The organism is Actinomyces sp. MRS3W, assembly GCF_032465695.1.
Lineage (GTDB): Bacteria > Actinomycetota > Actinomycetes > Actinomycetales > Actinomycetaceae > Actinomyces.
Window position 1 is genome coordinate 1 of sequence record NZ_JAWDJJ010000030.1, and the last position, 26,225, is coordinate 26,225.

19 protein-coding genes and 2 pseudogenes are annotated in these 26,225 nt (G+C 64.8%); 10 read left to right on the plus strand and 11 right to left on the minus strand.

Going from position 1 to position 26,225, the window contains the following annotated elements; translation table 11 throughout:
• From RWX45_RS00810 to RWX45_RS00825, 4 genes are all read left to right on the plus strand, one after another.
• Nucleotides 1–2,107, plus strand: a 2,107-nt coding sequence (locus RWX45_RS00810; protein ID WP_316021896.1) for a CDP-glycerol glycerophosphotransferase family protein, incomplete at its 5' end; no start/stop codon positions are given.
• A 533-nt stretch (nucleotides 2,108–2,640) separates the two neighbouring features.
• Nucleotides 2,641–4,116 (plus strand): hypothetical protein, encoded by a 1,476-nt coding sequence (locus tag RWX45_RS00815; protein ID WP_316021897.1) that lies wholly within the window; start codon nucleotides 2,641–2,643, stop codon nucleotides 4,114–4,116.
• A complete protein-coding gene (locus RWX45_RS00820; RefSeq protein ID WP_316021898.1) occupies nucleotides 4,113–6,866 on the plus strand; it encodes a CDP-glycerol glycerophosphotransferase family protein in 2,754 nt (917 codons plus the stop codon). Before RWX45_RS00815 ends, RWX45_RS00820 begins: the two co-directional genes overlap by 4 nt.
• Before the next feature lie 67 nt (nucleotides 6,867–6,933).
• The gene (locus tag RWX45_RS00825; RefSeq protein WP_316021899.1) at nucleotides 6,934–8,832 is read left to right on the plus strand and encodes a glycosyltransferase 61 family protein; all 1,899 of its coding nucleotides are present in this window, start codon (nucleotides 6,934–6,936) and stop codon (nucleotides 8,830–8,832) included.
• Between the two features lie 39 nt (nucleotides 8,833–8,871).
• Here RWX45_RS00825 and RWX45_RS00830 read toward each other — a convergent pair whose 3' ends face one another.
• The 8 genes from RWX45_RS00830 to RWX45_RS00865 all read right to left on the minus strand — a co-directional run bounded on the left by RWX45_RS00830 (nucleotide 8,872) and on the right by RWX45_RS00865 (nucleotide 18,657).
• Nucleotides 8,872–9,783, minus strand: a complete 912-nt coding sequence (locus RWX45_RS00830) for an ABC transporter ATP-binding protein (protein ID WP_316021900.1) — start codon at nucleotides 9,781–9,783, stop codon at nucleotides 8,872–8,874.
• Nucleotides 9,767–10,684 (minus strand): ABC transporter permease, encoded by a 918-nt coding sequence (locus RWX45_RS00835; protein WP_316021901.1) that lies wholly within the window; start codon nucleotides 10,682–10,684, stop codon nucleotides 9,767–9,769. Before RWX45_RS00835 ends, RWX45_RS00830 begins: the two co-directional genes overlap by 17 nt.
• Nucleotides 10,681–12,423, minus strand: coding sequence for a glycosyltransferase (locus RWX45_RS00840; protein WP_316021902.1), 1,743 nt, complete (start codon nucleotides 12,421–12,423; stop codon nucleotides 10,681–10,683). Before RWX45_RS00840 ends, RWX45_RS00835 begins: the two co-directional genes overlap by 4 nt.
• Nucleotides 12,416–13,669 (minus strand): glycosyltransferase family 4 protein, encoded by a 1,254-nt coding sequence (locus tag RWX45_RS00845; protein ID WP_316021903.1) that lies wholly within the window; start codon nucleotides 13,667–13,669, stop codon nucleotides 12,416–12,418. The genes RWX45_RS00840 and RWX45_RS00845 overlap by 8 nt, the downstream gene beginning before the upstream one ends.
• The gene (locus RWX45_RS00850) at nucleotides 13,669–14,706 is read right to left on the minus strand and encodes a glycosyl transferase family 4 (RefSeq protein WP_316021904.1); all 1,038 of its coding nucleotides are present in this window, start codon (nucleotides 14,704–14,706) and stop codon (nucleotides 13,669–13,671) included. The genes RWX45_RS00845 and RWX45_RS00850 overlap by 1 nt, the downstream gene beginning before the upstream one ends.
• A complete protein-coding gene (locus tag RWX45_RS00855) occupies nucleotides 14,703–16,598 on the minus strand; it encodes a polysaccharide biosynthesis protein (RefSeq protein WP_316021905.1) in 1,896 nt (631 codons plus the stop codon). Before RWX45_RS00855 ends, RWX45_RS00850 begins: the two co-directional genes overlap by 4 nt.
• Nucleotides 16,595–17,782 (minus strand): non-hydrolyzing UDP-N-acetylglucosamine 2-epimerase, encoded by a 1,188-nt coding sequence (wecB, locus tag RWX45_RS00860; protein ID WP_316021906.1) that lies wholly within the window; start codon nucleotides 17,780–17,782, stop codon nucleotides 16,595–16,597. Before wecB ends, RWX45_RS00855 begins: the two co-directional genes overlap by 4 nt.
• Before the next feature lie 119 nt (nucleotides 17,783–17,901).
• Nucleotides 17,902–18,657 carry a DUF6270 domain-containing protein gene (locus RWX45_RS00865; protein ID WP_316021907.1) on the minus strand — a complete coding sequence of 252 codons (756 nt, stop codon included), beginning with the start codon at nucleotides 18,655–18,657 and terminating at the stop codon, nucleotides 17,902–17,904.
• Nucleotides 18,658–18,820: 163 nt separating this feature from the next.
• Here RWX45_RS00865 and cimA point away from each other — a divergent pair, with 163 nt between their 5' ends.
• Nucleotides 18,821–20,524 carry a citramalate synthase gene (cimA, locus tag RWX45_RS00870; protein ID WP_316021908.1) on the plus strand — a complete coding sequence of 568 codons (1,704 nt, stop codon included), beginning with the start codon at nucleotides 18,821–18,823 and terminating at the stop codon, nucleotides 20,522–20,524.
• Nucleotides 20,525–20,758: 234 nt separating this feature from the next.
• Here cimA and RWX45_RS00875 read toward each other — a convergent pair whose 3' ends face one another.
• Both RWX45_RS00875 and RWX45_RS13440 read right to left on the minus strand, forming a co-directional pair.
• Nucleotides 20,759–22,060, minus strand: coding sequence for a protoporphyrinogen/coproporphyrinogen oxidase (locus RWX45_RS00875; RefSeq protein WP_316021909.1), 1,302 nt, complete (start codon nucleotides 22,058–22,060; stop codon nucleotides 20,759–20,761).
• A gap of 181 nt (nucleotides 22,061–22,241) precedes the next feature.
• Nucleotides 22,242–22,742, minus strand: a pseudogene (locus tag RWX45_RS13440) (nucleotidyltransferase domain-containing protein).
• 327 nt (nucleotides 22,743–23,069) lie between these two features.
• Between RWX45_RS13440 and RWX45_RS13445 the strand changes: the two are divergent.
• The 5 genes and pseudogenes from RWX45_RS13445 to RWX45_RS00905 form a co-directional block, all read left to right on the plus strand.
• Nucleotides 23,070–23,273: pseudogene (locus RWX45_RS13445) on the plus strand (helix-turn-helix domain-containing protein); the annotation flags it as partial.
• Nucleotides 23,274–23,372: 99 nt separating this feature from the next.
• The gene (locus tag RWX45_RS00890; RefSeq protein ID WP_316021912.1) at nucleotides 23,373–23,531 is read left to right on the plus strand and encodes a hypothetical protein; all 159 of its coding nucleotides are present in this window, start codon (nucleotides 23,373–23,375) and stop codon (nucleotides 23,529–23,531) included.
• Nucleotides 23,532–23,574: 43 nt separating this feature from the next.
• Entirely contained in the window at nucleotides 23,575–24,060 is a 486-nt protein-coding gene (locus tag RWX45_RS00895; protein WP_316021913.1) for a hypothetical protein, read from the plus strand.
• A complete protein-coding gene (locus RWX45_RS00900) occupies nucleotides 24,060–24,902 on the plus strand; it encodes a hypothetical protein (RefSeq protein WP_316021914.1) in 843 nt (280 codons plus the stop codon). Before RWX45_RS00895 ends, RWX45_RS00900 begins: the two co-directional genes overlap by 1 nt.
• Nucleotides 24,903–25,008: 106 nt before the next feature.
• A complete protein-coding gene (locus RWX45_RS00905; protein ID WP_316021915.1) occupies nucleotides 25,009–25,146 on the plus strand; it encodes a hypothetical protein in 138 nt (45 codons plus the stop codon).
• 257 nt (nucleotides 25,147–25,403) lie between these two features.
• Here RWX45_RS00905 and RWX45_RS00910 read toward each other — a convergent pair whose 3' ends face one another.
• Nucleotides 25,404–25,970, minus strand: coding sequence for an SHOCT domain-containing protein (locus RWX45_RS00910; protein ID WP_316021916.1), 567 nt, complete (start codon nucleotides 25,968–25,970; stop codon nucleotides 25,404–25,406).
• Nucleotides 25,971–26,225 lie beyond the last annotated feature (255 nt).

Consider the following 26,225-nt stretch of genomic DNA (forward strand, 5'->3'; position numbering starts at 1 on the left):
GCTGCCGGCGGGCGGGAGGGCCGCGGTGGTCATGGTGCCGCTTAAGCGGATCGTTGACGGGCGCGTTTCGGACACGCACCCGCTTCGGGCCCGTTTTGCCCACGGCGGCCGCGACACCAGCCTGCTGGCCGAGCCCCACCTGTTCACCCAGCGCCTGTCGGGGGCGGTTATCACCGTGCCCGAGGGCGGACTGCCCGCCTGGGACGAGGCGGATGCCGACGGCGCCTCCCTGCTCATCCGCTTGCTGGCCGCCACCGGGCACCGTCTGCGCCTGCACGCGGGCCCCGGCATCATTGAGCGACCCCGCCCGGAGGATCCGCCGCCGTTCGCGACCCTGCCCGAGTACGAGCAGGCGCTGACACGGGACCTGCCCGCCTGGTACACGGCCGCCCAAGAGGCCGGGGAGCCTCCCGCCTGGGTGTACCAGTTAGTGCTGACCCGCCTCATCGAGGTCACCGACGCCGACCGCGGCCTGCGCTTCGCCGCGCACGCCATGAACTCCCAGGAGCGCGCCCGAGTTGCCGAGCTGCTCACCCAGGCGTTGGAGCGCGTGCCCGCGGCGGCGGTTGAGGCGTACTGTGCGACGCCGCTTGCCCTCAACCGCTTGGCGGCGCTGCTGGCCGCCACCGGCGGTCGCCTGCCCGACCCTGTGCTGCCCTCTTCGCGCAGCTTTCGCCAGGACCGCCAGGTGTCTTACTTCTTCACCGGCGCTCTGCCCCGCGAGCAGTGGCGTGTGGACGGTGTACCCACCGTGCCGACGAGTACGAAGATTGTCGACCACAGCTACTTCGACCGTGTGCTTGTGCACGAGCGGCTCGTGTGGCTGCCGAAGGGGACACTCACTGCGGTCATTGACGGCCGCGAGGTTAAGCCCACACCCTATCGGGGCATGCGTCGGCCACCAGCGCCCCGCCCCAGTAGGATCGTCAGGCTGCGGCGCGGACTTGCCCGAAGAGCCCGGCTGGCTCGCCGCCGTGCGGCCCGGCTGCTGCGTCGCCGCAGTCCGGCTCCCGGGAATCTTCCGCTTCGGGAACAACGCGCCGCAGGCACCCGGGCGGCTGACGCGGTGACGGCGAATGCGCCGGCGCGCACCTGGTTGTACATGGACCGCCACGACTCCGCCGGGGACAACGCCGAGCCCCTGTACCGCTACGCCCGCGAACACGCCCCCCAGGTCCGGCACGTGTTCGCCATCGACCGCAGGTCCGCCGATTGGGAGCGTTTGCGCGCCGATGGCTTCGACCTGGTCTCGCCGGGGACACAGCACTTCGAGGCCGCCTGGGAGCAGGCCGACGCCCTGCTACTGGCCGACATCGGCGACCCGAGCATCGCTCCCCGCCTGGCAGGGGGCGGTGTGCGGGCGGACCAGCGCGTGGTGTTCTTACAGCACGGCGTGACCATGCGACATATGTGGCGATGGTTCAACACCCGTCGCATCGACGTGCTGCTGACCGCGCACCGCGCCGAGTATCGGGCCATCACCGCCGACCACAGTCCCTACCTGCTCACCGACCGCGAGGTGTGGCTCACCGGCTTCCCACGGCATGATGCCATGTACTCCCTGCTCGGGCGGCCGCGGGACCGGGTGGTACTGGCACCGACCTGGAACCCCCTGGTCTCCCGGACGCTGGAGCGGGACCCCACACGCACGGAGCTGCTTGACGAGCTCTACGCGCCGTGGCTCCACCTGGCTACAGCACTGACAGGGCGGGGAATCGACGTGGTTCTCTTCGCTCACCCCAAGCTCGCCCTGCTGGCCCCGCAGTGGTTCGCTGCCCTCGCCGTTCCCACGACGACGGGCACGGGTGTGCCCGAGCAGCTTTCCCGGGCCTGGGCCGTGCTTTCGGACCGGTCTTCGCTCCTGGACGACGCCATGCTGCTGGGGACAGTCGCCGTCGTGTGGAGCCCCGCGGGAACTGCCGACGCCGACGCCTACCGGAGCATGCATGTAGCGGCTGGAGCCGCCTCCGCCGCTGATGAGGCGCAGGCGCTTGCGGCGGTGGTGGATGCACGCGACGGGCGGCTGAATGCGCCGCCGGAGCTGGTCATCCCGGATGCGGGTGCCTGTGAGCGGATTGTGTCCCGGCTGCTGAAGGAGATGATCTGATGGCGCGCGCCCATCGCCGCCTGCGCGGATCTGGGCACGCGGATCATTGAGGTCGACAATGGTGGGCAGGGGTGTGCCCGGAACCTGGGGCTGACCGACGCTGCGGGGGAGCGGATCGGCTTCCCCGACACCGACGGTCGGGCAGACCGTAGCGGACGAGGCAGCGTGCAATCACATGCAGGTAGTCACGCGGCTATGAACATCGTGACAAGTGTGCCGGCGCTATTTCGTGATCTGCGATGTACCGGCTCACCGCGCTGTCTCAGCCGATTGCCAGCTAGTATCTAGCTGTTTGCGCTGCCCGCGCAAGCGAAGCGCGCGTGTTCACCCATGTGTGCGTAGCACTGACGACCGTTGCGAGGATGGATGAGCAACTTAGCAGAACCGACTTGGTCCGGAGCGGGGATCCGACGTGCCATGACGCGTGTAGAAAGAGCACGGGGGCGGCGTAGCGAAGCTAGGAGCACAACCACCCTGTGCAGACGCCGATTGAATCGTAATCTCGGCGAGGTGTTAGGAATGATTCAGTGCGCATGATCGGAAGCAAGGGGCGAGCAGAACGCTACGCACAAGAACTACTCGAACAGACTCGTGCCGCGCTGACTCAGGGAGCGTCGCTGTCCGAGTTATCTGCGACTGTGCGCCGAAATGCACTTGTTAATCCGCTGGTAGACCTGAGCGCCAAGGGCTGGACGATCAATGCACTTAGTGGCTCAGCGTCAGCATCTCCCGTTCCCGATGCGATGGCAACGTGTGTCGCAGCAATGCTCGCGGGCGATTGGTTGCTTGCGGTGACGGCCGCGCTGCTGACGCAAGATGACCGTGAACGTGAAGCAGCATTAAAATTGCTGCAAGGAGAATGTAAGGTTGTCGAACGGACGATCCGCGAAATTGCGGTTCGTGGCGTAGCGTCACTGGCGTTTCTGCCAATTGTTACGGAGTTCTGCTATGAATTAGTAGCTCGCACTCCTGAAGTGATTTCCTTTAAAGGTCTGGAGCGAACGCCTCATTCAGTCAACGAACTGGTTAGTGATTTGCTCTCGGCGTTAAACCGATACCCAGTAGGTGAAGAGCTGATCTTGATTTGCCCGAGTGCGAGCCATTCGAAGCAATGCCTTGAGGATGTGCTCTCAAGGACTGACGATACGGATGCTGACCCGCTTCGGGTGCTATACGCGGCTTCAACAACGCAAGATGCGCTATCGGTTCCAGCCACCCGCCGGAATCAGCTCCTTGAAACTGAGCGCGCGGTGGTAAGCGCAGATGTCGATGAGTCCCTGTGGGTACGGTTGCGCTATTTGCATTCGATAACCGAATATTCTCGCGGCGAATTCAATGTAGCGCGTGCGTTGGCTGTGGAAGTTGGGCAGGCCGAGCTGCTGTACGCCTTGCTAAGCCTTGATGCTGGTGACGTACCAACGGCGATGAAATATGCAGATAAAGTGACTGGATCAGACGCTAAAAGCGCTTTCTGGTTATCGGAACTGATGCAGGCAGTCTTAGAGTATCTACCGTCAGCTGCATGTGCTGCAGAGGACTCCGACGGGACCGCGGACGGCGAGCGGGGGCTAACTCCGAGTGGGAGAAGTCGAGCCAACGATAGGCGGCGTCTAGTTCTCGAGCCGAAAGGAATCGTGAGCGGCGACGTGAACGTTCCGATATCCATCTGGTCTGACGAAGGTAGTACGTCTATGGCGGTCCTGAAAGAGGCCGTCGATCTGATAAATCGTGAACATGCAGCGACAAGCCAGAAGGTGCTCGAACAGTTAGGTGAATGTGCAGACAGGCTGTTAAAACGCTCCGACGCGTACAGGACGTTGGCAAAGTGGCTGCGCCTTATCCAAGCGGAGAGGCTATTCGTCCGAGGCAAGTACAAGTATGCGAAGAGAATCTTCACATACGTCGCCTCTCTCTTCGCCAAGAGTGACACGCCCGCGTGGGTGGCGGAGCACATTGACAATCGAAATAGGATGCTGACGACGATCGAAGCGGAGGAGTTTGCTTCATGAAAGAAAGCGCAGCCACCGTTGATCTCCGCGAGATCAGTGAACTTGTCTGTGAAACGCGCGAAGAAACGTCACATCCGCGAATCTCAGTGATCGTCGCAGTTTATGATGTGGAACAGTACGTCTCGGGAACTCTCAGGAGTTTCGCCGCGCAGAAATACTTATCGCAGGGGGATGTTGAGTATATCTTCGTCTCTGACAGATCGCCGGACAACTCGCTCGAAATAATCGAGTATTGGGCTCGTCGCCGCGGCGATACCGTGGTGATCGAAGCGTCGAGTAACGGTGGCCCGGCACACGCTCGCAACATTGGTTTGCGGGCTGCACGGGGAGAATGGGTCACGTCGGTTGATCCTGACGATGTTATCTCGGAGACTTACTTCGCCGAGGTGCTCAGGATGATCGACGCTGCGAGAGATGCGGAACTTGCGCTCGTTAGCACGAGGGTGCTTATCACCGAAGACGGAACCGGGCGATTTTCGGATACACATCCGTTGGGGAAGAAATTCCGGTACGGTAATCGGTTTGTCCGACTCGGTAAACATCCAGAATGCATCCAGCTCGGAGCGACGGTCTTCATGCGAAGAGACGTCCTGATGAGCAATAACCTATTCTATGATATTCGATGTGTGCCGACGTTCGAAGATGGGGGTCTTATTGGCAAGTATCTCGCGAGGTTTGACGAACCTGTAGTTGGTTTGGCTTCGACCGCGCACTACTTCTATCGTAAGCGCAGTACCAACGATTCAGCCGTTCAGCGCGCGTTCTCGGTTCCGGAACGGTACACCAATGTTCTGCAATATGGGTACTTGGCGATGCTAAATGATGTGCGGAATAGTCTTGGTGTGATTCCGGCGTGGGCATCTAATATGGTGCTTTATGATCTCGCCTGGTATTTTAAGCAAGATGACTCCATGAAATCGGTTGCGTCGTGGATCAGTGGTGCGCTGCGCGACGAGTTCCTTGGTCTGCTGAGGAAAATTCTCGGAATGATACCGCCGCAACATATCGAGAACTTCCACTTGAACCCGATGGCGTGGTCGATGCGGCAGGCTCTGCTACTTTGGTCGGGCTCAGTCAAAGCGAATGCACGTTTGATAATTTGGAAGAACAGCGAGTCGAATACAGACTTTTCGGTTCTCACTGGCCCGCAAGTGTCTGATCTGCGCATGTTGGTCAATGCTAAAGACGTCCCAGAAGAGAACATCGTAGGGCGCCATTTATATAGGTTCTTTGGTGAGGCGTTTATGCTGGAGACTACTGTCCGGATGAGCGGTGGAGATATAGCGGTATTCGCTGACGGGGTTCCCGTGAGAAGTTCGCGTGTGGTTCGGCCTGGATGGCCGAAGCAGGTGATGGATGAAGCCTTGGCGTCCTTGACTGATGCGGTACATCGTGATGCGGCGACCCCAAGCGCTAAGCGCCGAGAAAGACTATATGTTCGGGCGCTTATCAGCGGCGTAAGCCGGCACGAGGTCGTTGCCGACAGAGCTTCAGCGGTGGTCCGGCATAGTTTGCCGTGGAATGGAGGCGGGAAGCCCCCGACGGGTAACAGCCCGGAGTCCGAAGCGCGTCGGCTGCTCGCGGATGCTAGCTTTCAGACGAAGTGGTCTGGTTGCTGGGTACTGCTTGACCACATTGATAGGGCTGATGACAACGCCGAACATCTTATGCGCTTCATGCTCAATGAACGCAAGGAGATTCGTGCGGTATATTTGCTAACGCGCGATTCGCGCGACTGGCAGCGATTGGAGAACGAGGGCTTCCCTCTTGTGGAATACGGCTCGCCGGAAGCGTGGGCTATTACATCGTTGTCGTCGGTGGTGGTTTCGTCTGATGCGGTTGAGGGCTGTATGTACCCCGCACCGAGGTCAGTGTTCGGAGCACCTAAGTACAAGTACGTGTTTTTACAACACGGAATTTCAGACAAAGATATCTCGCGGTGGCTAAACGGTAAGCAGATCGACTTGCTGACAGCTGCGACTCAGGCGGAGTATGACGCATTCACGAAGAAGGATTCCCCATACAAGCTGACAACAGACGAAGTCGCACTGACAGGATTCGCGCGGTACGATGCGTTGGAGCATCATCGCGCTCAGAACGGGGCAACACGACCGAGTCAGTTGGGCAATCAGCGTACGGTGCTGGTGATGCCCACTTGGAGACAGTACCTGAAGGATACTCTTGAGGACGACGCTACTGATAGTGAGAAGACACAGCAGGTGTTCGACTCGTCTTTCGGTAGTGCGTGGATGACTCTTATGCGCTCCGAACGGCTGGTTCGATATGCCGCTGATAATCACATACGTTTGCGGTTTTTGCTGCATCCGAATCTCACGGCGCTATTGCAGACTCTTGATTTAGATCCGGTGGTTGAGATTGTGCCAACGGTTGACATGAGTTTCCAGAGGGAACTTCGTAATGCGTCTGCACTGTTGACAGATTATTCCTCGTTGATATTCGATGCTGCGTATCTGGGTATTCCGGTTGCGTATTTCCGATTCGATGAGCCAGAATTGTTGGCGGGCGGCCACTCGTGGCGCCCCGGATACTTTGACTACGAGACGATGGGTCTGGGCCCGTGTTTGTATGACGCGCCAGCGGTGGAGGACTGGGTCATCGGACTTGCCTCCAGTTCGTTTACGACTCCGGAACTGTATCGGCATCGCATCGTGGATACGTTCGTTTACTGGGATGATCGTAATTGCGAACGTATTTTCGATGCGATTAGTGGATTGCTTAAGAACGGATAGGTCGCGCACGTCCTGTTTCAATAAGGCGAAGGACGTATGTTGGAAGTTCTCAAGGTGGCGTAAAGCGATGAATGTTGATGAAGTAGCATTGGGGCCGTACGAAGACAATCGCGGGAATCGGATTGAGTTCGATGGACCTGTGGACAACAAAGTCCGTATTCGGTTCAGAGGATCGAACTGTGTGGTACGGGTGGACAAGGCGTACCACGTGGGCGCTCTTGCTATCGACTTTAATGGTGATAACGGAGTATTCAGCATCGGCTCGAACCCATTGAAACGTAGCTTCTCTGCGTCTGTTCGTATCGGTCAGGACTCGACGGTGGTCGTAGGTTCAGGTGTCTCATCGACCGCTGGAGTGGTGATATCGGCGGTAGAGGGATCGAAGGTATCGATCGGCGATGACGTCATGTTTGCTTCGGAGAATCAGATTCGGGCGGATGATGGGCATCCGATTTTCGACGTAAAGACTGGCGTTCGAGTCAATCAGAGCCAAGATATCGTGATTGGCGCTCATGTTTGGTTCGCTTGGGGTGCCGTCGCGCTTGGCGGTGCGGAGGTCGGCAGCGGTTCTGTTGTGGGCATGCGCGCTATTGTGACTGGTGCGGTGCCAAACAACTGTGTAGCGGTTGGCGCGCCAGCGCGAGTAGTACGGCGAGATGTCGCGTGGGAACGGCCGCATCTCGGCCTCGAAGAGCCCTTCTATAAGTTAGTGTCTACGACGATTGATATTGACGAGCGTTATTGGAATCTCACGCGCGGCGCCGACGACGCCGAGTTGACATCCACAGAACGCTTGGATGCTGCGCTTGATCGTGCGCCCGCTCGCGTTCCTCCTGTGCTGCGCAAGGTTAAGGAACGTGAGGCCGCTGGAATTTTCGCCGATACAGATTTCTACGATCCACTGGCCGGTGTACCCGGTGAGGGCTTCGTGACCGCTGGTACCTTTGAGGAGAATGTTCCGTTCCTGGGCGTTCGTCCGGAGAAGTTTCGTCCTATTGCGCTGGAGGCGAGGATGTGGCGTGACGTAGTCGCGTCACCGGGGCAGTTGCTCGTGCACGGAAAATGGATTCTTCCGGATTCGTTTCGTAGAACGATTGGCGAGAATCCGAGGTCGAAATGGGTGCGGAGTTTGGATCCTCTGACCGCGAGCCGGCCGGGTAATATGCCCGAAGACCCGTCAGCTCTCGACGTTGTGACTCGTCCGACGTTTATGCTTGATTCTGAGCATGCTGGTACGTACGGGCATCTTCCCACCGAGGTCATGTCGAGGCTTTGGTGCTTGCCGGAGGTGTCGTCCCGGTTCAATGACTTGCAGTTCGCAGTTTCAGCTGGCGGTAGACAGAGCTATCCCGATTGGGGATACCGACTGTTGGCTGGTTGTGGTATTAGTCCAGATCGGATTATCGTCATAGATCGGCCAACTCGATTTGTCAGGATGGTAACGGCGACTCCTGCGCTCTCACTTTCGCAGTATGTTCATTCGGCGGCGCTTCCGGTCTGGGAGCATGCGGCCGATCGTTTGAGTGACGGCAGTGTGCGTTGTGAAAAGGTGTTCATTTCGCGCACTGCGGGTTTGGTACGCCCATGTCGCAACCAGGATGAGGTAGAAGGCTGGTTTGCGGATCATGGATTTACGGTTGTTTATCCGGAGACGATGCCGATATCTGCGCAAGTGTCTATGTTTAGAAATGCCAAGAAGATTGCCGGCTTCGGTGGTTCGGGTTTGTTGAATGTTGTGTTTTCGTCGGGTCGTGCGCAGGATTTGCTTGTGATTAACTCGGAGTCATATGGTACGTGGACTGAGTTCTTGATTCGGAAGCTGAATCCGGGGAAAGTGGCGTATTATTGGTGTGAGTCTGAGATCGAGCATCCTAAAGGCGGATGGTCGATGGCGGCGTTCGAATCCGGATTCACGGTCGACATGGGTGATGCGTCTGTCTTTTTCTCGCGTTGGCTGGAGGAATGAGGTCTACGTAAATCTCGTCGGCGCGCTGTGTGGCGCTGTCTATGATGCGTGTCGTGGTGACCGCTTGTAGAGATTAGGATCAGCGATGACGGGCTCTCGGGGGGCCCATTTCTGGCGGCAGCGGGCCAGGATCTCGTCGGCCTTGGCCAGCTCGTTCTTAGTGATGTTCCATGACCACCAGCGGTAGTCGTGGGCGATCTCGGGGCCGGGACCGTCGCCGATGACCTCGCCCTCCATGAGCCAGATCGCCCGGGAACACATTTCCTCAATAGTCTGGGCGGCGTGACTGACGATGAAGACGGTGCCGGCGGCCTGACGCAGCTCCGCCATCTTCCGTTCGCTGCGCTCCTTAAAAGCCGCGTCGCCCGTGCTCAGGGCTTCGTCAATGAGCAGGATGTCCGGGTTCGCGGCGGCCGCAATGGCGAAGCGCAACCGCGAGGCCATACCCGAGGAGTAGGTCTTCATGGGGCGGTAGATGGCCTTGCCAATGCCGGCAAGCTCCACCACCTCCGGCAGCAGTTTCCGCGCTTGCGCCTTCGACAGGCCCATGGCCAGACAACCCAGGATGACGTTGCGCTCGCCGGGCAGGTCCGGAACCAAGGCCGCATTGACACCCAGCAGCACCGGGGTAGAACGCGCCAAGACATCTCCCGAGAGCGGTGTCTCCAGGCCGGCGATGATCCGCAGTAGCGTGGATTTGCCTGAGCCGTTGCGTCCCAGGATGCCGATGGACTCTCCGGCCCGCGCTACCAGGGACACGCCCTTGAGAGCGTCCACAGTCACCTTCGGCTGCTGGCCGGTCGCTCGCAGAAACGCGCGCTTCGCGGGAGAGACGGAGCGCATGGCGGCGGCGTCACTCGAGGGGGAGCGGTAGCGCACGTGGACGCTGCGCACGACCACCGTCGGGTCGGTCATGACCGAGTCGTCATCCATCTCAGCGCTCAACTCCATAGGACACCTCCTTGGCCCAGAAGAACACGAACCCCAGCGCTGCGGTTCCTAGCGACCAGGCCAGCAGCATCACCCATGAACGCACATCCGGCATGGTGCTGTACAGGATGCAGTTGCGGTACATCGTGAGAATGAGGTAGCCGGGGTTGACGTCCATAAACGCGAGCATGGCCGGATGGTTGATGAAGCGTTCGTAGGAGAAGAACACGCCGGAGCCGTAGAACCAGAACTGGGTGAGGAACGGCCAGATATTGCGCATGTCCGGGAATAGCGTGGTGATACGAGCCGCGAAGAAGGTCAGGCCTAGGCTGAACATCATCTGTAGCAGGAAGATCGGCGCGACGAGTAGCCAGTGCCATGTGGGCCACGCGTGCGGTGGCAGGATCATGACCAGCAGCAGCACCGCGGCCAAGGGCGGCAGCGTATCGATGGCCGAGCGAAGGGTATAGGAGATCGGCAGTACCGCCCGGGGGAAGGAGAAACCCCGGATCATGTTCCGGCCGTTCTTAATGACCTGGCCGCCCCCGGTGATTGCACGCTGCAGGGGCGGGAAGAGGGTCACGCCAATGATGAGGTAGCCGATGAAGTTCTCAATCCCGCGGGAGGTCTGCAATAGCAAGCCGAAGATAATGAAGAATACGAGCGCATCCAGCATGGGCTTGACGATGAGCCAGGCGTTGCCGAGCAGCGTGCCGCGCTGGCTTCCCAATGCCTTCGCCCGAGCATCGGCCCAGATGAAGTGCCGTCGTTGCCGGAGCTGGCCAATGTATTTCCCGAGCGTCGGCCGCTGCCCCACGGGGGAGAGGGTGCTGAGCTGCTGCGCCGAGACCACATGAGAACTCCGCACGTACGCGTCGTAGGCGCGGTCGAGCCACGTCATGGGGAAGGACTCGGTGCTCATCTCAGCTCCTCATATAGGGCAGCGTAGGTGTGGCCATTGCGACTCCAGGTCGGCAGATTGGTGGGAGTACCCGTTGACAGCTCATTGTGCCCGAGGGGTGTTGCTACCGCTGGGCGGCGGGCCGCGGCGATCAGGAGTGCGGCCAACGCCGCAGCATCCTCCGCCGGGAAGACGGTCCCGTTGCCGCGCGCCGTCACTTCCCTCAGCGCCGGTAGATCAGAGACGAGCACCGGGCGGCCCAGTGCCATGGCGGTGAAGGGCTTCATCGGCGTTACCGAGCGGCACACCGGCGTGTCCCGTCGCGGCACGCAGAACAGATCCAGCGCCTGGTACCAGGCCACCGCCTCCTGCGGGGGCACCCGGCCCGGCAGCACGCACACCTCGGGCCCGAGGCTGAGCTCGGCGGCCCGCGCCTCCAAACCCGCACGGCTCACGCCGTCACCCACGAGCAGGCAGCGCACGTCCACGCCGTCAGCGCGGGCGCGGGCCACGGCCTCCTCCAGCAGGTCGAAGCCTTCATAGTCCACCAGCGAGGAGACGCTGCCCACCCAGAAGCCCGCCCGCGGCAATCCCAGACGACTGCGCGCCTCCGACGCGGCCACACGCGGCACCGCGAAAACCTCGTCGTCAACGGCATTCGGCACCACCGTGATCCTCCGCTCCGGCACACCACGGGCGATGAGGTCGGCCCGCTGCACCTGTGACAGGACCGCCACCGCATCGGCTGCCCGCGCCATCTCCGTCTCCTTGCCGCGCAGCAGACGGAACCGCTCGGAAGCCAGCGCCTCCTCCTGCTGGTCGGCGGGACGCGACGCCACCCAGGTCTGCTCCAGCACGCCGCGCATCTCATACACCCACGGCAGCCCATAGGACTCCGCCACCGCCCGGGTGACCAGCGCATTCTGGAAGTTCGTGGTCGTGTGCAGCACGTGCGGGCGGAATGCCTCCACCTCCTGCGCCAGCAGACGGGTCATGTGCACCAGCCGCGCCGCCGGTGTCGGCGCGAGCCGGGATGGCAACAGCCGCCGGTACGTGATGCCATCCACCACGTCCTCACCGGTCGCGCCGACCAGCCCCACCGTCACCGGGTAACCGATGCGCGTCACCGCGCGCACCTCAATCCCGGCCTGGCGCTGGGCGTTCAGCACCGCGTGGGAGCGCACGGCATAACCGGACTGGGTATGCGGGAAGGAGTTCGTCAACACGTGCAGCACGCGGGTGCTCCTATTTGCCACCGGCCCCGTCCAGGCGGCCGACGGTGTGACGGGTGGAAGCGCAAAGCCCGGGCTCATGAGCGCCAGCTCCGAGCGCAGCCGTGCCTGCTGAGCGCGTGCCCCGGGAACGCCGTCGAGCACCGCCACCGCCTCCGACAGTCGCCCGCGGGACCACAGCTCCCGGGCGGACACCGGTGGCGGAGCCTGTGCCGCGGTGGCGCGGGAGGTATCACCGAGCTGGATTGCCAGTTCTGCCGCCAGACGACGGCCCACTCCGGTGCGCGGCCTTGCGGCTGCCAGCTCCCGCCGGGCCTGGGAACGACGGTCGGCGATGAACTCACCCAGGGCCAGCCGCACCGAGCCCGCCGCCGCCCCGGCGCACACCGCCCGGGACAAGTGCTCGCGTGGCCCGCGCGGCAGGCGCCGCGCCGACTGCACCGCCAGCAGCAGGGGATCCTCTCCCAGATGCCGCAGAGCGGTGTCCGCCAGCAGGGACCAATTGCGCAGTCGTTGCAGATCAGGCACCGGCCACCTCCGCCAACAGCGACTCGTACCGGGACACCAGGTCCTCCTCGCGTACGTGCTCCTTCAGCCAGCGTCCGCCGCCGGTGGGGGCCAGACGCCGCCGGTCCCGAGCCAGCTCACCCCACAGGGCGGCCAGTGCCTGCGGGTGCTGCGGGGCGACGACGTCGCCCGCCCCCGCCTCGCGCAGGATCGCGGCGGCCTCGCCCGTCACGGCGCCGGAGGCGTGCCGACCGGTGGCCAGGATCTCGTACAGCTTGGAGGGGACCGTCACAGACATGGCCGGCCAGTCCTGCAAGGACACCAGCACCGTATCCGCCCACGCGTAATGCGCGGCCACCTGCTCCATCGGCACCGGGGACAGCACCTCCACCGGGGCACCCAGCCGGGCCGCCTCCGCCCGCACGGCCTCAATCTGCGCGCCATCCCCCACAATCCGCAGCACCATCGGAGTACCGCTGGCGGTGGCGGCTGCGGCGGCGCGCACCGCGCTGACCATTCCCTGCGCCCGGCCCACCGTGCCCAGATACAGCACGTGCAAGGCCCCATCCGCACGCGCCGCGGGCACCGGCGGTAGTTCCCAGCCGTCCGCGCGGGCGGTATTGCGCACCGTGACCACGCGTCGCATACCGCGCTCCCGCAGCACCGTGGCGAAGGAATCCGTGGTCGTGACCACGGCGTCGGCCTCGCGCTCCAGCCCAGTCACCACCGGCGGAACGGCGCGGCGAGCCGCATGGATGACCCGACGACGCATGCTCCGGGGCGCGGGGGCGCCAACCCAGCTGGCGGCGGAGCCGAGGATGTCCGGCCAGGCGTCGCGCAGCTCGGCCACGACCGGGCGGTCCAGCGCCCGCCCCAACGCCAATGCAGCCGGCAGGGTGGGCAGGCCCGGCACCGAGCCGACCACGACGTCGGGGCGCCACCTGCCACGAAAACGCTGCATCCCGAGTCGCAGAGCACTGCCCGCTGCGACGGCCTGGTCCGCGCCCCGACCGCCCAGGCCGGCGTCGTAGGGACGGAACGCGGTGCGGTGAATCATGGCGCCGGAGGCATCCCGCGCCACCGCGCCCGGAGCGTAACGCGGATCAGCATCGAGCAGACGGCCGGCCGGGTAATGCGGGGCCGGAGCCAGCACGGCGAGCTCATGCCCGCGCTCCACCAGGTCGCGCGCCAGCCACTGCCAGCGCTTCTGCGGGGCGCCGACCTCCGGGGACCAGTAGTGGGTGAGCAGCAGAATCCGCATCGCCATCACCGCACCGGCCGGAGCGAATGGAACGGGTTGCCGGCCCCCAGCGCCACCGGCAGCCGCAGATAGGCGATGAGCACCACAACGATGAACACCCAGGCGAGCAGCTGCCTGCCCAGCACCAGGCCCGCCCAGGCCAGCGCCGAGCATACGGCCGCCGTGCCCGCCACGAGCAGGGCCACAGCCCAGTGCGGCCAGCCGAAGGCGACGAGCCGCTGGTAGACATGCAGCTTGTGCGGCTCGTACCAGCGCTGCCCGGTGTAGATCCGCATCCACAGCGTGTAGCCCGCGTCGGCCACCAGCACCAGCAGCGGCGCTACCGCGGCGCTCGTGGGCACATCCGAGGCCAGGCAGATCGTGGCCGCGAAGGACCACGCCCCGCCCAGCGCGTACGAGCCCGTGTCCCCCAGGAACACGCGTGCGCGGGGAGCGTTGAAGGGGAGGAAACCGGCGGCTGCGCCGGCCACCGTCATCATGACCAGAGGCAGCCCCGGCACCGGGTGCGTGAGGGAGACCGCTACGAACCACAGGGCGGCCACCACCGCATGCATCGAGGCCAGGCCGTTGGCCCCATCCATGAAATTCGTGACGTTGACCAGCCCCGCCGTACACACAGCCACCGGCACCGCCGCCCACGGGTTCGCCCCCGTCATGAGGGTCACCGTGATTCCCATGAACAGGCCCAGCCCCGTCTGCAGGCACAGCCGCGAGGTTGCGGTCAGGGAGAATAAGTCCTCCACCAGGCCCACGACCGCGAAGGCCAAGACCGTGGCGAGGCCCGGCATGACCACATGGAACCGGGCCAGGAGATCAAAGCGCCCCACCCGGTTCCACACCACCGCCAGCGTGATGCCGACCGCCAGCACCGAGCCGAGTACAACGGCCAGCCCACCCCCGCGGGGCGTGGGCACCACATGCAGCGAACGGCCCACCGGGATATCGACGATCTGGGCGCGCCGCAGCACCGGGAGCAGCGCCGTCGTCATCAGCGCCGTCACCACTGCGGCCGCGACAAAGCCAACGAGGAGAGCCAGCGTCATGCGCCGCTCTCCGCTTCCATCCATCTTCGTACCAGGGCACCGTGCTGGCCCCACTCGGTGCGCTCGCGCAGCTCGGCAACCGCATCGAGCGCCTCCATAGGAAGGGGCGGGACCGGGGTCTGCGCGATGAGCGGGTGGTTGGGGCGCAGGTCCTCCTCGCCCTCGCCGAACAGCTGCTCGGCGAGCTTCTCGCCCGCACGGGCATGGGTGTACGTGACCCGGGCGTCGCGATAGCCCAGCAGTGTGGAGAAACGGCGGGCAATGTCCTCGATATTGTGCGACTGGCCCATATCGAGGATGAGCACCTCACCCGAGTGGCCGAGTACGCCCGCCTGAAGCACCAACTGGCAGGCCTCGTCCACGCTCATGAAGAAGCGCTCCATCTGGGGGTCCGTGATCGTCATCGGCAGGCCGCGCTCGAGTTGGGAGGCAAAGGTCAGCAGGGCCGACCCGCGCGAGCCCAGGACATTGCCGAAGCGCACCGAGATGAAGCGGCGGTCCGGCGTGAGCGAGCGTCCGACGGTTGCCGTCAGGCGCTCGGCCACCCGTTTGGAATAGCCGAGTACGCATTGCGGGTCGGCGGCCTTATCGGTGGAGATATTGATGAAGCGCTGCACCTCGTGACTGGCTGCGGCCATGAGCAGGTCGCGGGTGGCCGCCACATTCGTCAGGAAAGCCTCCTCGGGGAAGCGCTCCGTCAGCGTCACATGCTTGAGGGAGGCCGTGTGGAAGACGATCGTGGGCCGGTTCTCGGTGAACAGGGCATCGATGAATCCCGGGGTGCGCAGGTCGCCGAGGATGAGGTCGGGGGAGTCGAGCATGGCCTCGCCGTCCAGGGACAGCTGCACCGCGTGCAGTGCCGACTCGTCCCGATCCACCATAATGAGGCGCTCCGGCTCGTAGCGGGCGATCTCCCGGCACAGGTGGGATCCGATCGAGCCGCCCGCACCGGTCACCAGCACGCGCTCCCCGGTGAGGTACTCGCCGATCGCGTCCACATCGGTGTCGATGGCGCGGCGCCCCAGCAGGTCCGCGATCTGCGGCGGACGGAAAACATTCGTGGACTGAATGCGCGAAGCCTCGGGGCGGCGTGAGGGGACCTTGCCGACGAGCTCTTCTGTGGAGGGCATGATGCGAATGTCCAGGCCCAGCGCGTTGGCCTGCTCGACGACCTCATCCACCATGCTCGGCTCCGCGGAGGGAACCGCCAGCAGCACCAGGTCGGCCCGCTTCTCCTTGGCAACCTGCCCGAGCGCCTGCCACGGCCCGAGCACGCGCACGCCGCTGATGCGCAGGTGCCGCTTGGACGGGTCATCATCCAGAATCGCCACCGGCGTGAAGGTGCCGTCCTGATCCTGTTGCATGAGGCTGATCGCCTGGGCGCCGCCGTAACCGGCCCCGAGCACGATGGTGCGCCGGGTGCGGTGCGCCGGGGGCCGGTGACGCCACTCGACCACACGCTGGAACACCCAGCGCGAACCCAGGTGCAGCACGAGCGCCACTGCTCCGGAGACGGCCACGGCACCGAGCGGCAGCAGCGGGCCTTCGGCCAGAACGACGACGAGCATGAGAATCGCCGTCACCAGCACATCCGTGAGCAGGATCTGGGGAATCTCGTCGCTCGTTGCGAAGCGGGCGCGGCCGCGCAGGAACAGGGCCCACGCCAGCAACTGCAGCACCACCGCGATGAGGATCGTGATACCGATGCCGACCTCGGTCGGCTCATGGACACCGCCGTCGATGTGGAGGCTGGTGACGAGGCTGATGGCCAGCACCCACATGGCGCAGTCGAGTGCCGGCGTGGTCCCGTGGGGCAGGTGCAGGCGGGAGCCGCCGATATCCGTCGTCGGCCAGGAGTCGCGGGGGGAAGAGGAATCGTTCAGGGAGTTCACAGTGATGCTGACCTCAGGGAATCCGCCGGGCGTGACGCGACGGGATGGAAATCGGACATGCGTTGGCCCACGCCGAGCAGTTCGGCAATTGCCGCCACCGCGCGCTCGGCGGCGCGACCGTCCCCGTAGGGGTTGGCGGCGTGCGCCATCTGCTCATAGAGGGCGGGGGAGTCGAGGAGCGCGGACACCTCCGTGACCAGCCGGTCCTCCGCCGTGCCCACAAGCCGGACCGTACCCGCCTCCACACCTTCGGGGCGCTCGGTGTTCTCGCGCATGACCAGCACCGGTTTGCCGAGGCTCGGTGCCTCCTCCTGCACGCCGCCGGAGTCCGTCAGCACGATCTGGGCGGCGTTCATGACGGTGGTGAACTCGCCGTAGGCGAGCGGCTCGGAGACGAGGACGTTGTCCAGGCCGGAAACGTGGGGGAGGACGGCCTCACGCACGTGCGGGTTGCGGTGTGCCGGCAGCACAATGAGGTGTTCGGGGTAGCGGGCTGCCAGGCGCGCCAGTGCCCGACCGACGTCGGTCAGAGCCTCCCCCCAGTTCTCCCGCCGATGCGCCGTCACCAGGATGATCGGGCGGCCCTGCACCACAGCCTCGCGCAGACGCGCGTTCGCCGGCGGGATGGATTGAGCGCGCGTGTGCAATAGGGCATCGATGACCGTATTGCCCGTGACCACGACCGCGTCCGGATCCACACCCTCGTGCAGCAGGTTGGCGCGTGATTGCGGCGTCGGCGCCAGGTGCAGTGCTGCCAGCTGCGAGGTCACCTTCCGGTTGGCCTCCTCCGGGAACGGGGAATACAGGTCTCCCGAGCGCAGGCCCGCCTCCAGATGGATGACCGGCACCCGCCGGTAGAAGGCGGCCAGGGCGGCGGCGGCAACCGTCGTCGTGTCGCCCTGCACGAGCACCGCGTCCGGGCGAGCCGACTCCAAGACGGGGTCCAGGCGGGCAAAGATCTTGGCGGAAAGCGCGTTGAGGGTCTGTCCCGCCGCGAAGGCGTCAAGGTCATGATCCGGGACCAGGCCGAAGATCTCATTGACCTGAGCGAGCATTTCCCGGTGCTGGCCGGTGGAGACGAGGGTCGGGCGCACATCCTTGTGCTCCTGCAATCCGCGGATGACCGGTGCCAGCTTGATTGCCTCAGGACGCGTCCCATAGATAACCATGACGTTCTTCGGCATAGGCTCTCCTGAAGGGGTCATGGGTGCTGGGGATGCGGGTTCCTAGTGTGGGTGTTTCGCAGAATAGCTTGTGTACTCGTTGCGAGGTTGCTGTGGCTCACTACGCGGCCGGACTGTAACTATCTGGGCAGACTCTCTTGGCTGAAACGGTCGATCTGCTGGGCGAGCCAGGTGTAGGCGGCGTCCTGGTAGTGGAACGGCGCCGGGCCCCAGGTGTGGTGCGTCCCCGAAATCGTCAGCTCATCCGGCAACCGCAGCACGCGCACCCCGGTCACCTGGGCCGCTGCCTCGTAATAGCGCTGCGAGAACCAGTTCGCCTCCGCTGCGCCCATACCCCACGACGTCGGTGTGGGGGCGCCGTCCTCATCCTCCAGCGCCCACGCCGCCTGCAGTAGCAGCGTCCGGTCCAGCAGCTGCAGCTCCTGCAACTCCTCGCGCCACGCCGGCAGCGCCGCCGTCCACCGCTCGAAGTGCTCATCCGTGCCGAACTCCAGCAGGCGCGCATCCTCCAAGGAGTCGTACAACCCCGCCGTCAGGCCCTCGGTTGTGCGGGTCAGCAGTTCGCCGTCGGGCAGTTCCAACACCCCCAGGCGCTCATCCACAATGTCCCACAGCAGCACATCCGTATGCGCCGCATGGGCCGCGAGCCGGGCGCGGCGGTCACCCGCCAGGTCCCCCGCATGCACGCGCCGGACAAAGGGGGAGCTGAACCCCTCCAGATTCAGGACATCCCCGCAGACTTGCGAGCCCGCCGACAACAGGGACTGGCGCGCCACGTACGCGGCGACCCTCCAGCCCCGGCGGTGCAGCTCCTCCGCGGTGTCGCGGCTGACGCAGGAGCCGAACACGGATACGGTACGGGCGGCCTCGCGCATCGGTTCCTCCTCGCGTCATGGGTGTCAGCGCCAACGCGTTGACGGTACCGGGCCAGCCGCGCGCCCGCCATGACTTCGTGCCGCCAGGTGAGCACCCTCTCAACCACGATCAGACACTGTGTCAGACTCTGCGGTGAACCACCCATGGGGAAGGGAAGAGCACATGCCCCCAGGCACGCCCGCCGCCGACCAGACCGTCCGGGTCGCAGCCTACGACACCACGCTGCGCGACGGCGCCCAACAGCAGTCCATCGCCTTCACCGTTGATGACAAGCTCGCCGTCGCCCGGCTGCTCGACGAACTGGGCGTGGCCTACATCGAGGCCGGCTGGCCCGGCGCCATCCCCAAGGACACCGAGTTCTTCACCCGCGCCCGCACCGAGCTGTCGCTGGACACCGCCCGGCTGGTCGCCTTCGGTTCCACCTGCAAGGCGGGCGTGTCCGCAGCCGACGACCAGCAGGTTCGCGCCCTGCTGGACTCCGGTGCGCCGGTGGTGACCATCGTCGCCAAATCCGACCCGGTGCACGTGGAACGAGCCCTGCGCACCACCTTGGAGGAGAACCTCCGCATGGTGCGAGACACCGTCACCGTGCTGACCCGGGCGGGCCGTGAGGTCATGGTCGATCTGGAGCATTTCTTCGACGGGATCGACCACGCCGCTGCTGAGACGGCCAGCGAGACGGATCCGGCGTACCCGCTTGCGGTTGCCGTGGCCGCGGCGCAGGCGGGGGCGAGCGCCGTCATCCCGTGCGACACCAACGGCGGCACCCTGCCGGACGTCCTCGGCGAGCGGGTAGGCGACTTGCGCGATGCGCTGCAGGAGGCCGGATACGGCGACTGCACCATCGGCATCCACACCCACGACGACGCCGGGGTCGCCGTCGCCGGGGCACTGGCCGCCGTCGCCGCCGGAGCCCGGCAGGTGCAGGGGTGCGTCAACGGTCTCGGTGAGCGCACCGGCAACGCGAACCTGCTCACGCTCATCGCCAACCTTGAGCTCAAGACCCCCTGGACGGTGCTGCCCGGCGATGCCGCGGAGCGTGCGCGGCGACTGGCCGAGCTGTCCGCTGTGTCCCGGCACGTCGGCGAGATCGTCAACCGGCCGCCGTCGAGCCGCCTGCCCTACGTGGGGACCAAGGCCTTCGCCCACAAGGCCGGGCTGCACGCCTCCGCAATCCGTGTGGATCCGGGCCTGTACCAGCACGTCGACCCGGAGCGCGTCGGCAACACCATGACCATGCTCGTCTCGGAGATGGCCGGGCGCGCCTCCATCGAGCTCAAGGCGCGCGAGTTCGGCATCGACACGGCCGGCGACCGCGAGCTGCTCACCCGCGTCACCGAGACCGTCAAGGCCCGCGAGGCCGCCGGCTACACTTATGACGCCGCTGACGGCTCCTTCGAGCTGCTGCTGCGCGCTGCCCGCGGCGAACTGCCCGAGTACTTCCGCATTGAGTCCTGGCGCGCCTCCATCCAGGCGCGGCCGGTGCCCGGGGAACACCTATTGCCGGTCTCCGGGGACACCATCACGGAAACCGAGGCCACCGTGCGGCTGTGGGCCGGTGGGCGGCGGTACGCGGTCCTGGGGGAGGGGAACGGCCCCGTCAACGCCCTCGACCACGCCCTGTGCGCGGCGCTTGAGCAGGTCTACCCGGAGACAGCTGACTTCGAGCTGACCGACTACAAGGTGCGCATTCTCGACACCGAGCGCGGCACCCGTTCAGTGGTGCGCGTGCTCATCGACATCACCGATGGGGAGGATACCTGGTCCACGGTTGGGGTCGGCACCGACGTGGTCGAGGCCTCGTGGGAGGCGCTTATTGACGGGCACATCGTCGGCCTGCTGCGCCGGGGCGTGGAGCCGCGGTAGAGCGGAGCGTGTGCGGCGGGGCTGTGCGGGCGAGGGGCCAACGCTGCTCTGGGGTGGGCGGCGAGCCCAGAATGACCATCGGTCGCAACTTTTGGGTCCTGCGCGTGGTTGGCGTGGGTGGAGACCCTGAGTTTTCCTCGGAATCGTGCGGACGCGGAAAATCGCGCCGGCGGGCGGCTCGCAAAAGTTGCGACAGATGGACACTCTTGCGATGGCACACCGGTGTCGGCGGGATCAGCGGGACAGGGCGGGCTGGCTCGCGGCCCACTGGCCAGTGAATGCGGCAGAGTCGGTCCAGGGCCAGGCCAGGCAATCGCCCGCGATGAGAACGCGTCGGCGGCGCGCATGCTTCCGGTAGGCGGCGATTCGGGCCAGCCTCCCGGGCTCGCTCACCGGCATCGCGTGGGATATCCGCACCACCAGGTTGCGGTCGGGAGCGGTGAGGAGAACGTTGTCGAGGCGGGGAGCCCAGGTGAGTAATGCCTGGCGGGCGGATGCGATGACCTGCTCATCAGGGCGGCCAGCAAGCTTGCGCGCCCCGGCTCCGGCGAACATGCAGGTCACTACATCTCCGGTGCCGTGCGCATGGCCCGCACGACTGGCGACGCTGACCGCCGCGAGCGGACCGTCGTCGGGATGCAGCAGCACCCCGTAGGCGCCGGCCAGTTCGTCGGACTCCAGGCGGCGGCTCGTGCCCAGGCACACCAGCAGGCCGAAACTGTATGGCGTGGCGGCGATAGCGCTTTCGAGCGGGTCGAGCTCCATCAATCCGGGCAGGTCCGGGCCGGGAACGGCCGCGATCACGGCGTCGGAGCGAAAAATCCCACCATCAGTGTGGACAACCGTGGCGGTAGGAGTCTCCTCGATCCCGATGACCTCGGTGCCGGTGTGCAGATCCAGTCGCGTCGCCAGGGCATCGGTAATGGTGGACAGTCCGCCGGGTGCGGTCAGAGTCCGCTGACGCACGCCGTGCGCGGCCATCGCCGCGATTGCTGCGGCGGATACGGTGGCGGTGTCCTGGAAGTAGAAGCCGTGGTAGGCCGGGCGCCAGGTGTACTCGGCGAAGGCCGTTAAACCGATGGCCTCCAACCACTGGGGTGCAGGTAGCGAATCAAGTTCGAGCCAGTCGAGGGGGTCGCATGTGCCCCGGCCCCGGGCCAGCGCCGCGAATCGGGCCAGGCCGGGGAGTTGGGTGAACGCCACTGGCGCTGGCAGCGCCCCGGATCGGATGGCGCTGAGCGGGCGCGTGGTGCGAAAAGGACGCAGGCGTCCGGCGCGGGCTATGGCGCTGGAACTGGTGACGTGTTGAAACCCGATGCCCATGTGATGAGTGAGGGAGGGGATGATCCTGTAGGCGTCGGTGATGAAGTTCGCCCCGGTTTCGACGGTGCAGTCGTTGAGGACGACCGAGCGGATGCGCCCGCCGGGGCGCTGCGAGCGCTCCAGGAGCGTGACGTCGGCGCCCGCCGTCTGAAGATGCCAGGCGGCGGCAAGCCCGCTGATGCCGGCTCCGATCACGACGAACTTCGGGGCCATGCCTCAACCATAGGGGATCTGGCTGATTGCGGAGGCGGGGAGATCCGAGTGTGCGGCAGATCGTTGGAATGACGGGCCGCTTACCCGGCAACCGGTCGGTTGCGACAGATGGGCACTTTTTTCGCTGGGCTTTCCACTGGGCGCTCGCTCAGCGTCGGGCTGTGCGTTGAAGCTCGAGGCGTCAGTCCCGGGCGGTGACGTCGAGGCGGTCGAGCAGGCCCAGGTCGTGCAGGTCCTCGGGGCGGGGCTCGTAGCCCTCACGCAGCTGCCGGAGGCGGTCGATGTTAGCGACGACCACGGGTGTCCCCTCAATGGTGCCGGTCGTGCGCTCGCTGGCGCGGTGGCGGAACTCCTGCTCGCCGAAACCCTTCTGAATGCCGTCCCCGTTGGCCTCCAGGGTCATGGGGTGAACATCAACCCGGCCGACGGGCGACGCCAACTCCACGCGGATCGGCAGCCAGTCGACGACCGTCCGGTAGCCGCGTTCCTCAAGCTAGGTGAGCAGGTCCGGGATGGCGGTCGCGTCCACGAACACATCAAGGTCGCCGTGCTCTCGAGTCTGCTTCCCAACGAGCGCATCAACGGCCCAGCCGCCGTTGACCTGATAGGTGACCCTGCGCGTCGTCAGCCACCGCACGACGGCGCGCACCTCGCTAGCCGGCATGTGCGGTGACATGTTCATGCCGCCACCCTACAGACCGAGGTTCGTGGCATTGCCCCGCTGAATGTGTGGGGGCATCGTGCTGCCGTAGATGGGGTGGCTGACGGGGCTTGGATGCGGATTGCCCGTTGTATTGTGCGAGAGATGAAATGACGGCTCAGGTTGGCTGCGCTGGCTAGAGCGGAAAGTGGGACGCGGGTCTTGGTGACTTTGCCGCGGACCTCAGCGCACACGGCTTCATTCATTGCATACCGAAGTGGGGCCGCGGATATCGCTCAATAGTGAATCGACTACGGGTTGCCGTCAACGCGCGGTGTGCTCGTGCACCGACTTTGGTACGCTTCCGTTATGCCTCTCAAGTCGAAACCGCTGTCACCGCTCGACGTCGTGGTGATTGATCTCTTAGCTGAGCTCCGAAGAGAATCGGGAGTATCGCAGCGGCAGCTCGCGCGCGAAACCGGCATGTCGCTGAACAGAGTCGGCATCATCCTGCGAGGTGAGGGACCTGCGCCGACGGTTGGAGAGCTTGATGCCCTGGCTGAGGCTTTAGGTGCGCATGGATCAGCCATCCTTCGGGAAGCAGAGTCTCGATTGGCCGCTCGCAGTATTACGCAGACTGCGGCGGTCGAAGAGCGTGCTGATACTGTCGAGTTGCAGAGACTGCGTCCCGACTGTCCTGAGGGGTTGCCTCCGGAGTGGGAGCTGGCCGCGCAGGTCCACCCTGGCGCTAAGGACGAACTGGCCGAGACGCCCGGCTGGCGGGCCGATCTTGGGGAGGAGTCCCAGGACAGACGCTACGAGGAGGACTGAACGATGCAAGGTCGTAACGCCTCTGAACTGCTGGGAGTCGGTCATGGCAGGTAGGGAACAACGGGCGAACGCCATCACTCCGGTGGAGCTACGCCATCTGTTAGAGGGACCAGTCAGTCGAGCCACGGGAATGATCGTGTGGACGATCGGGCAGCGTAGAGGAATCGAAGGCATCGAACCCGTCGTCACGGGCTCCGTAAGCATCCAGGACTGCCGTCTGCGCATACAGTTCAACTTTCAGTCGCCCTGGCACGTCTCGCTCACCTTCCATGGCAACAACGTCGCGCTGCGCAGGGTTTGCGTCAACGGCCACGACCGCAAGGTTCCTGGGCGCGTGCACATGCACACCTACGTCCCCGCCGATGGCAACGAGAGAACTGTGGGACTGGCCGACTTCCCCGCGTGCCTGCCGCACGCTACCGTTGAAGACATCGACTTCCGGAAGATGTTCGAGGCCTTCGCCGTTCTATGTAACGTCGACGTCGGAAGCATTGATTGGGTCGATCCGCCAGTGGAAGGAGTGAACTGATGGACGCCAACAAGCTACGGACCTCCTACATGTCCTCAGTCCTCGACGGACTGGAAGTGGCTGAGACAGCGCGCGGCTTCGTGGTCTGGGCGCCGATGTACTACGCAGACGACGATGGCGTCGTCCTGTCTGTCTACCCGCATGCAGGAGGCTGGCTAGTAACCGATGACGGCTCAACGATGAGCCACCTCGCCGAGGAGGGAGCCGGAGTCGACAGCGGCCCCTTCCTGCAGGCGTGGGCGCAGCTATCACGTCCCGCCGGAGATTTCATTCCCAACGACGTCCCTGCGGAAGACACCGAGATCAGGGCGTGGGCCACCGAGGACGAGTTAGGGGAAGCCATCCGCCTCGTCGCAATGGCCGCTGTCCGCGCAGAAGGCCTCGCCTTCATGCGTGAACGCGGGTCCCACAAGTTCTTCCCCTCGACCGTCAAGGAGCGGATCAAGCTACTCGTAGAGCGCGAGGACCTGCGCGCCCGGGGTGTCAAGAGGGGGAACGGCCAGGTCCTCTTGCGGTCCGGCCGAGTTAAGAAGGTCACCGAGACCCTGATCCACGGTGAGGAGACAATCGCTGCAATCCAGGCGCTTGGAGGAGGAAGCCGCCCCGCTCGGGAGCAGAGCTATGAGCACTGCTATACGATCCTCAACCAGACAGATCTCGCCCCTGAGCGACGAATCGCCGTAGTCGGAACGCCCCAGTACTGGGACCCCGACGTGCTGACAGAACTAGGCGGTTTTGCCACAGTCGTGCGCTTTGAAGCGCCGGCTTCTCTAGATCCGGTCATCATGGGAATAGCTGACCAGTACTCCCAGAACGGACGAGCGCTCGCTCTGAAGGTCTGAATTCTGTCGGTGGGGCGAGGCGTACCTTCTTAGCGCGCCTCGCCCCACCCTAGACGGACTGCTTGCTAGCGGGGACGCACAATGGCTGTTCGTCCGTTGGGTGCACATGCCCCAAGACTGGGTCTGCGCTTACCACCTACCCGCCCGCACCATCTACCTGAGAGCAGGTATGACTGACCGGCTCGCCGTGCCCATCCTCATGCACGAGCTCACCCACGCCACCCGCGGCGACGACGGACACTAAACCCGCGAGATCGAGGTCCGCATCGACCGGCAGGTCGCCTGCCAGCTCATCACCGACGCCGACTACCGCCGTGCCGAGCAGCTCACCGGCGGGCACCTCGGCGCCCTCGCCGCCGAGCTCGACGTGCCTAGATGGGTCATCGCCGCCTACCGGGAGTCGCTGCGCGCCTGACGTGGCGCACGTGGCACGAAAATTGCTCCGCCGCCCAGTCAACAGGCGGCGGGGGCAGAGCGATGAGAGGCGAATCAGAAGAAAAGTCAGAGGCGGGAGAGCAGCTCCGCCTTCTTCGCGGCGAACTCCTCCTCGGTCAGCGCGCCGGCGTCGCGCAGGCCCGCCAACTGCTGGATCTGAGCCATCACGTCCTCACCGCCGGACGCCGGGGCAGCGGGCTCCGGGGCGACGCTGTAGCCGCCCGTCGGTGCCTGCGCAGGCGTCTGACCGTACACGGGGGCTGTATCGACCGGGGCGAGCTGGGCATCGCCCCGCTGAATCGCCATGACCGTATCGATCACCCTGTCCGCGAGGCCATGACCGACGCGCATCACCAGGTCGCCACCCGAGGTGGTGAACATGACCTCCGTGTTCAGACCCTTACCGCGGCGCTTGCCGACATGGCTGATAGAGGAGATCGGGATGACCTCGCCGTCCTCGCTGCGACGAATGCCCGTGGCGAGCAGGGACGCACCCATCGTCATCACGCCAAGTGCGGCCTTCGAGCCGGCGCCGAGCCGGCCCTTGCGGGACCACACGATGCGGTCGGGATAGATAGCGACGTCGGCGTTCTTGCCGGCGATGTGCGACTTGAACTGCATGAGCGGTTCCATGGGGCCTCCTGGGGAAACATGAGCGGCGGGGATGCCGGACACCACCCAAGCATCCCGGTATCCAGCGCTGAGGCATCAGGAATCCGAGACACGGTTCCATCACGCCACGCCGGCACTCGGTAGGGCGATCACCTGCGCGGCGCCCGCTTCCACCGGCGACGCCGCACCGCCCAGGGCCCCGGACAGGGTCGCCAGCTGCTCCTGCAGTGCAGCCATCTGAGCCGCGAGCGTCGTTGCGTCGGGGCCGGCGGGGGC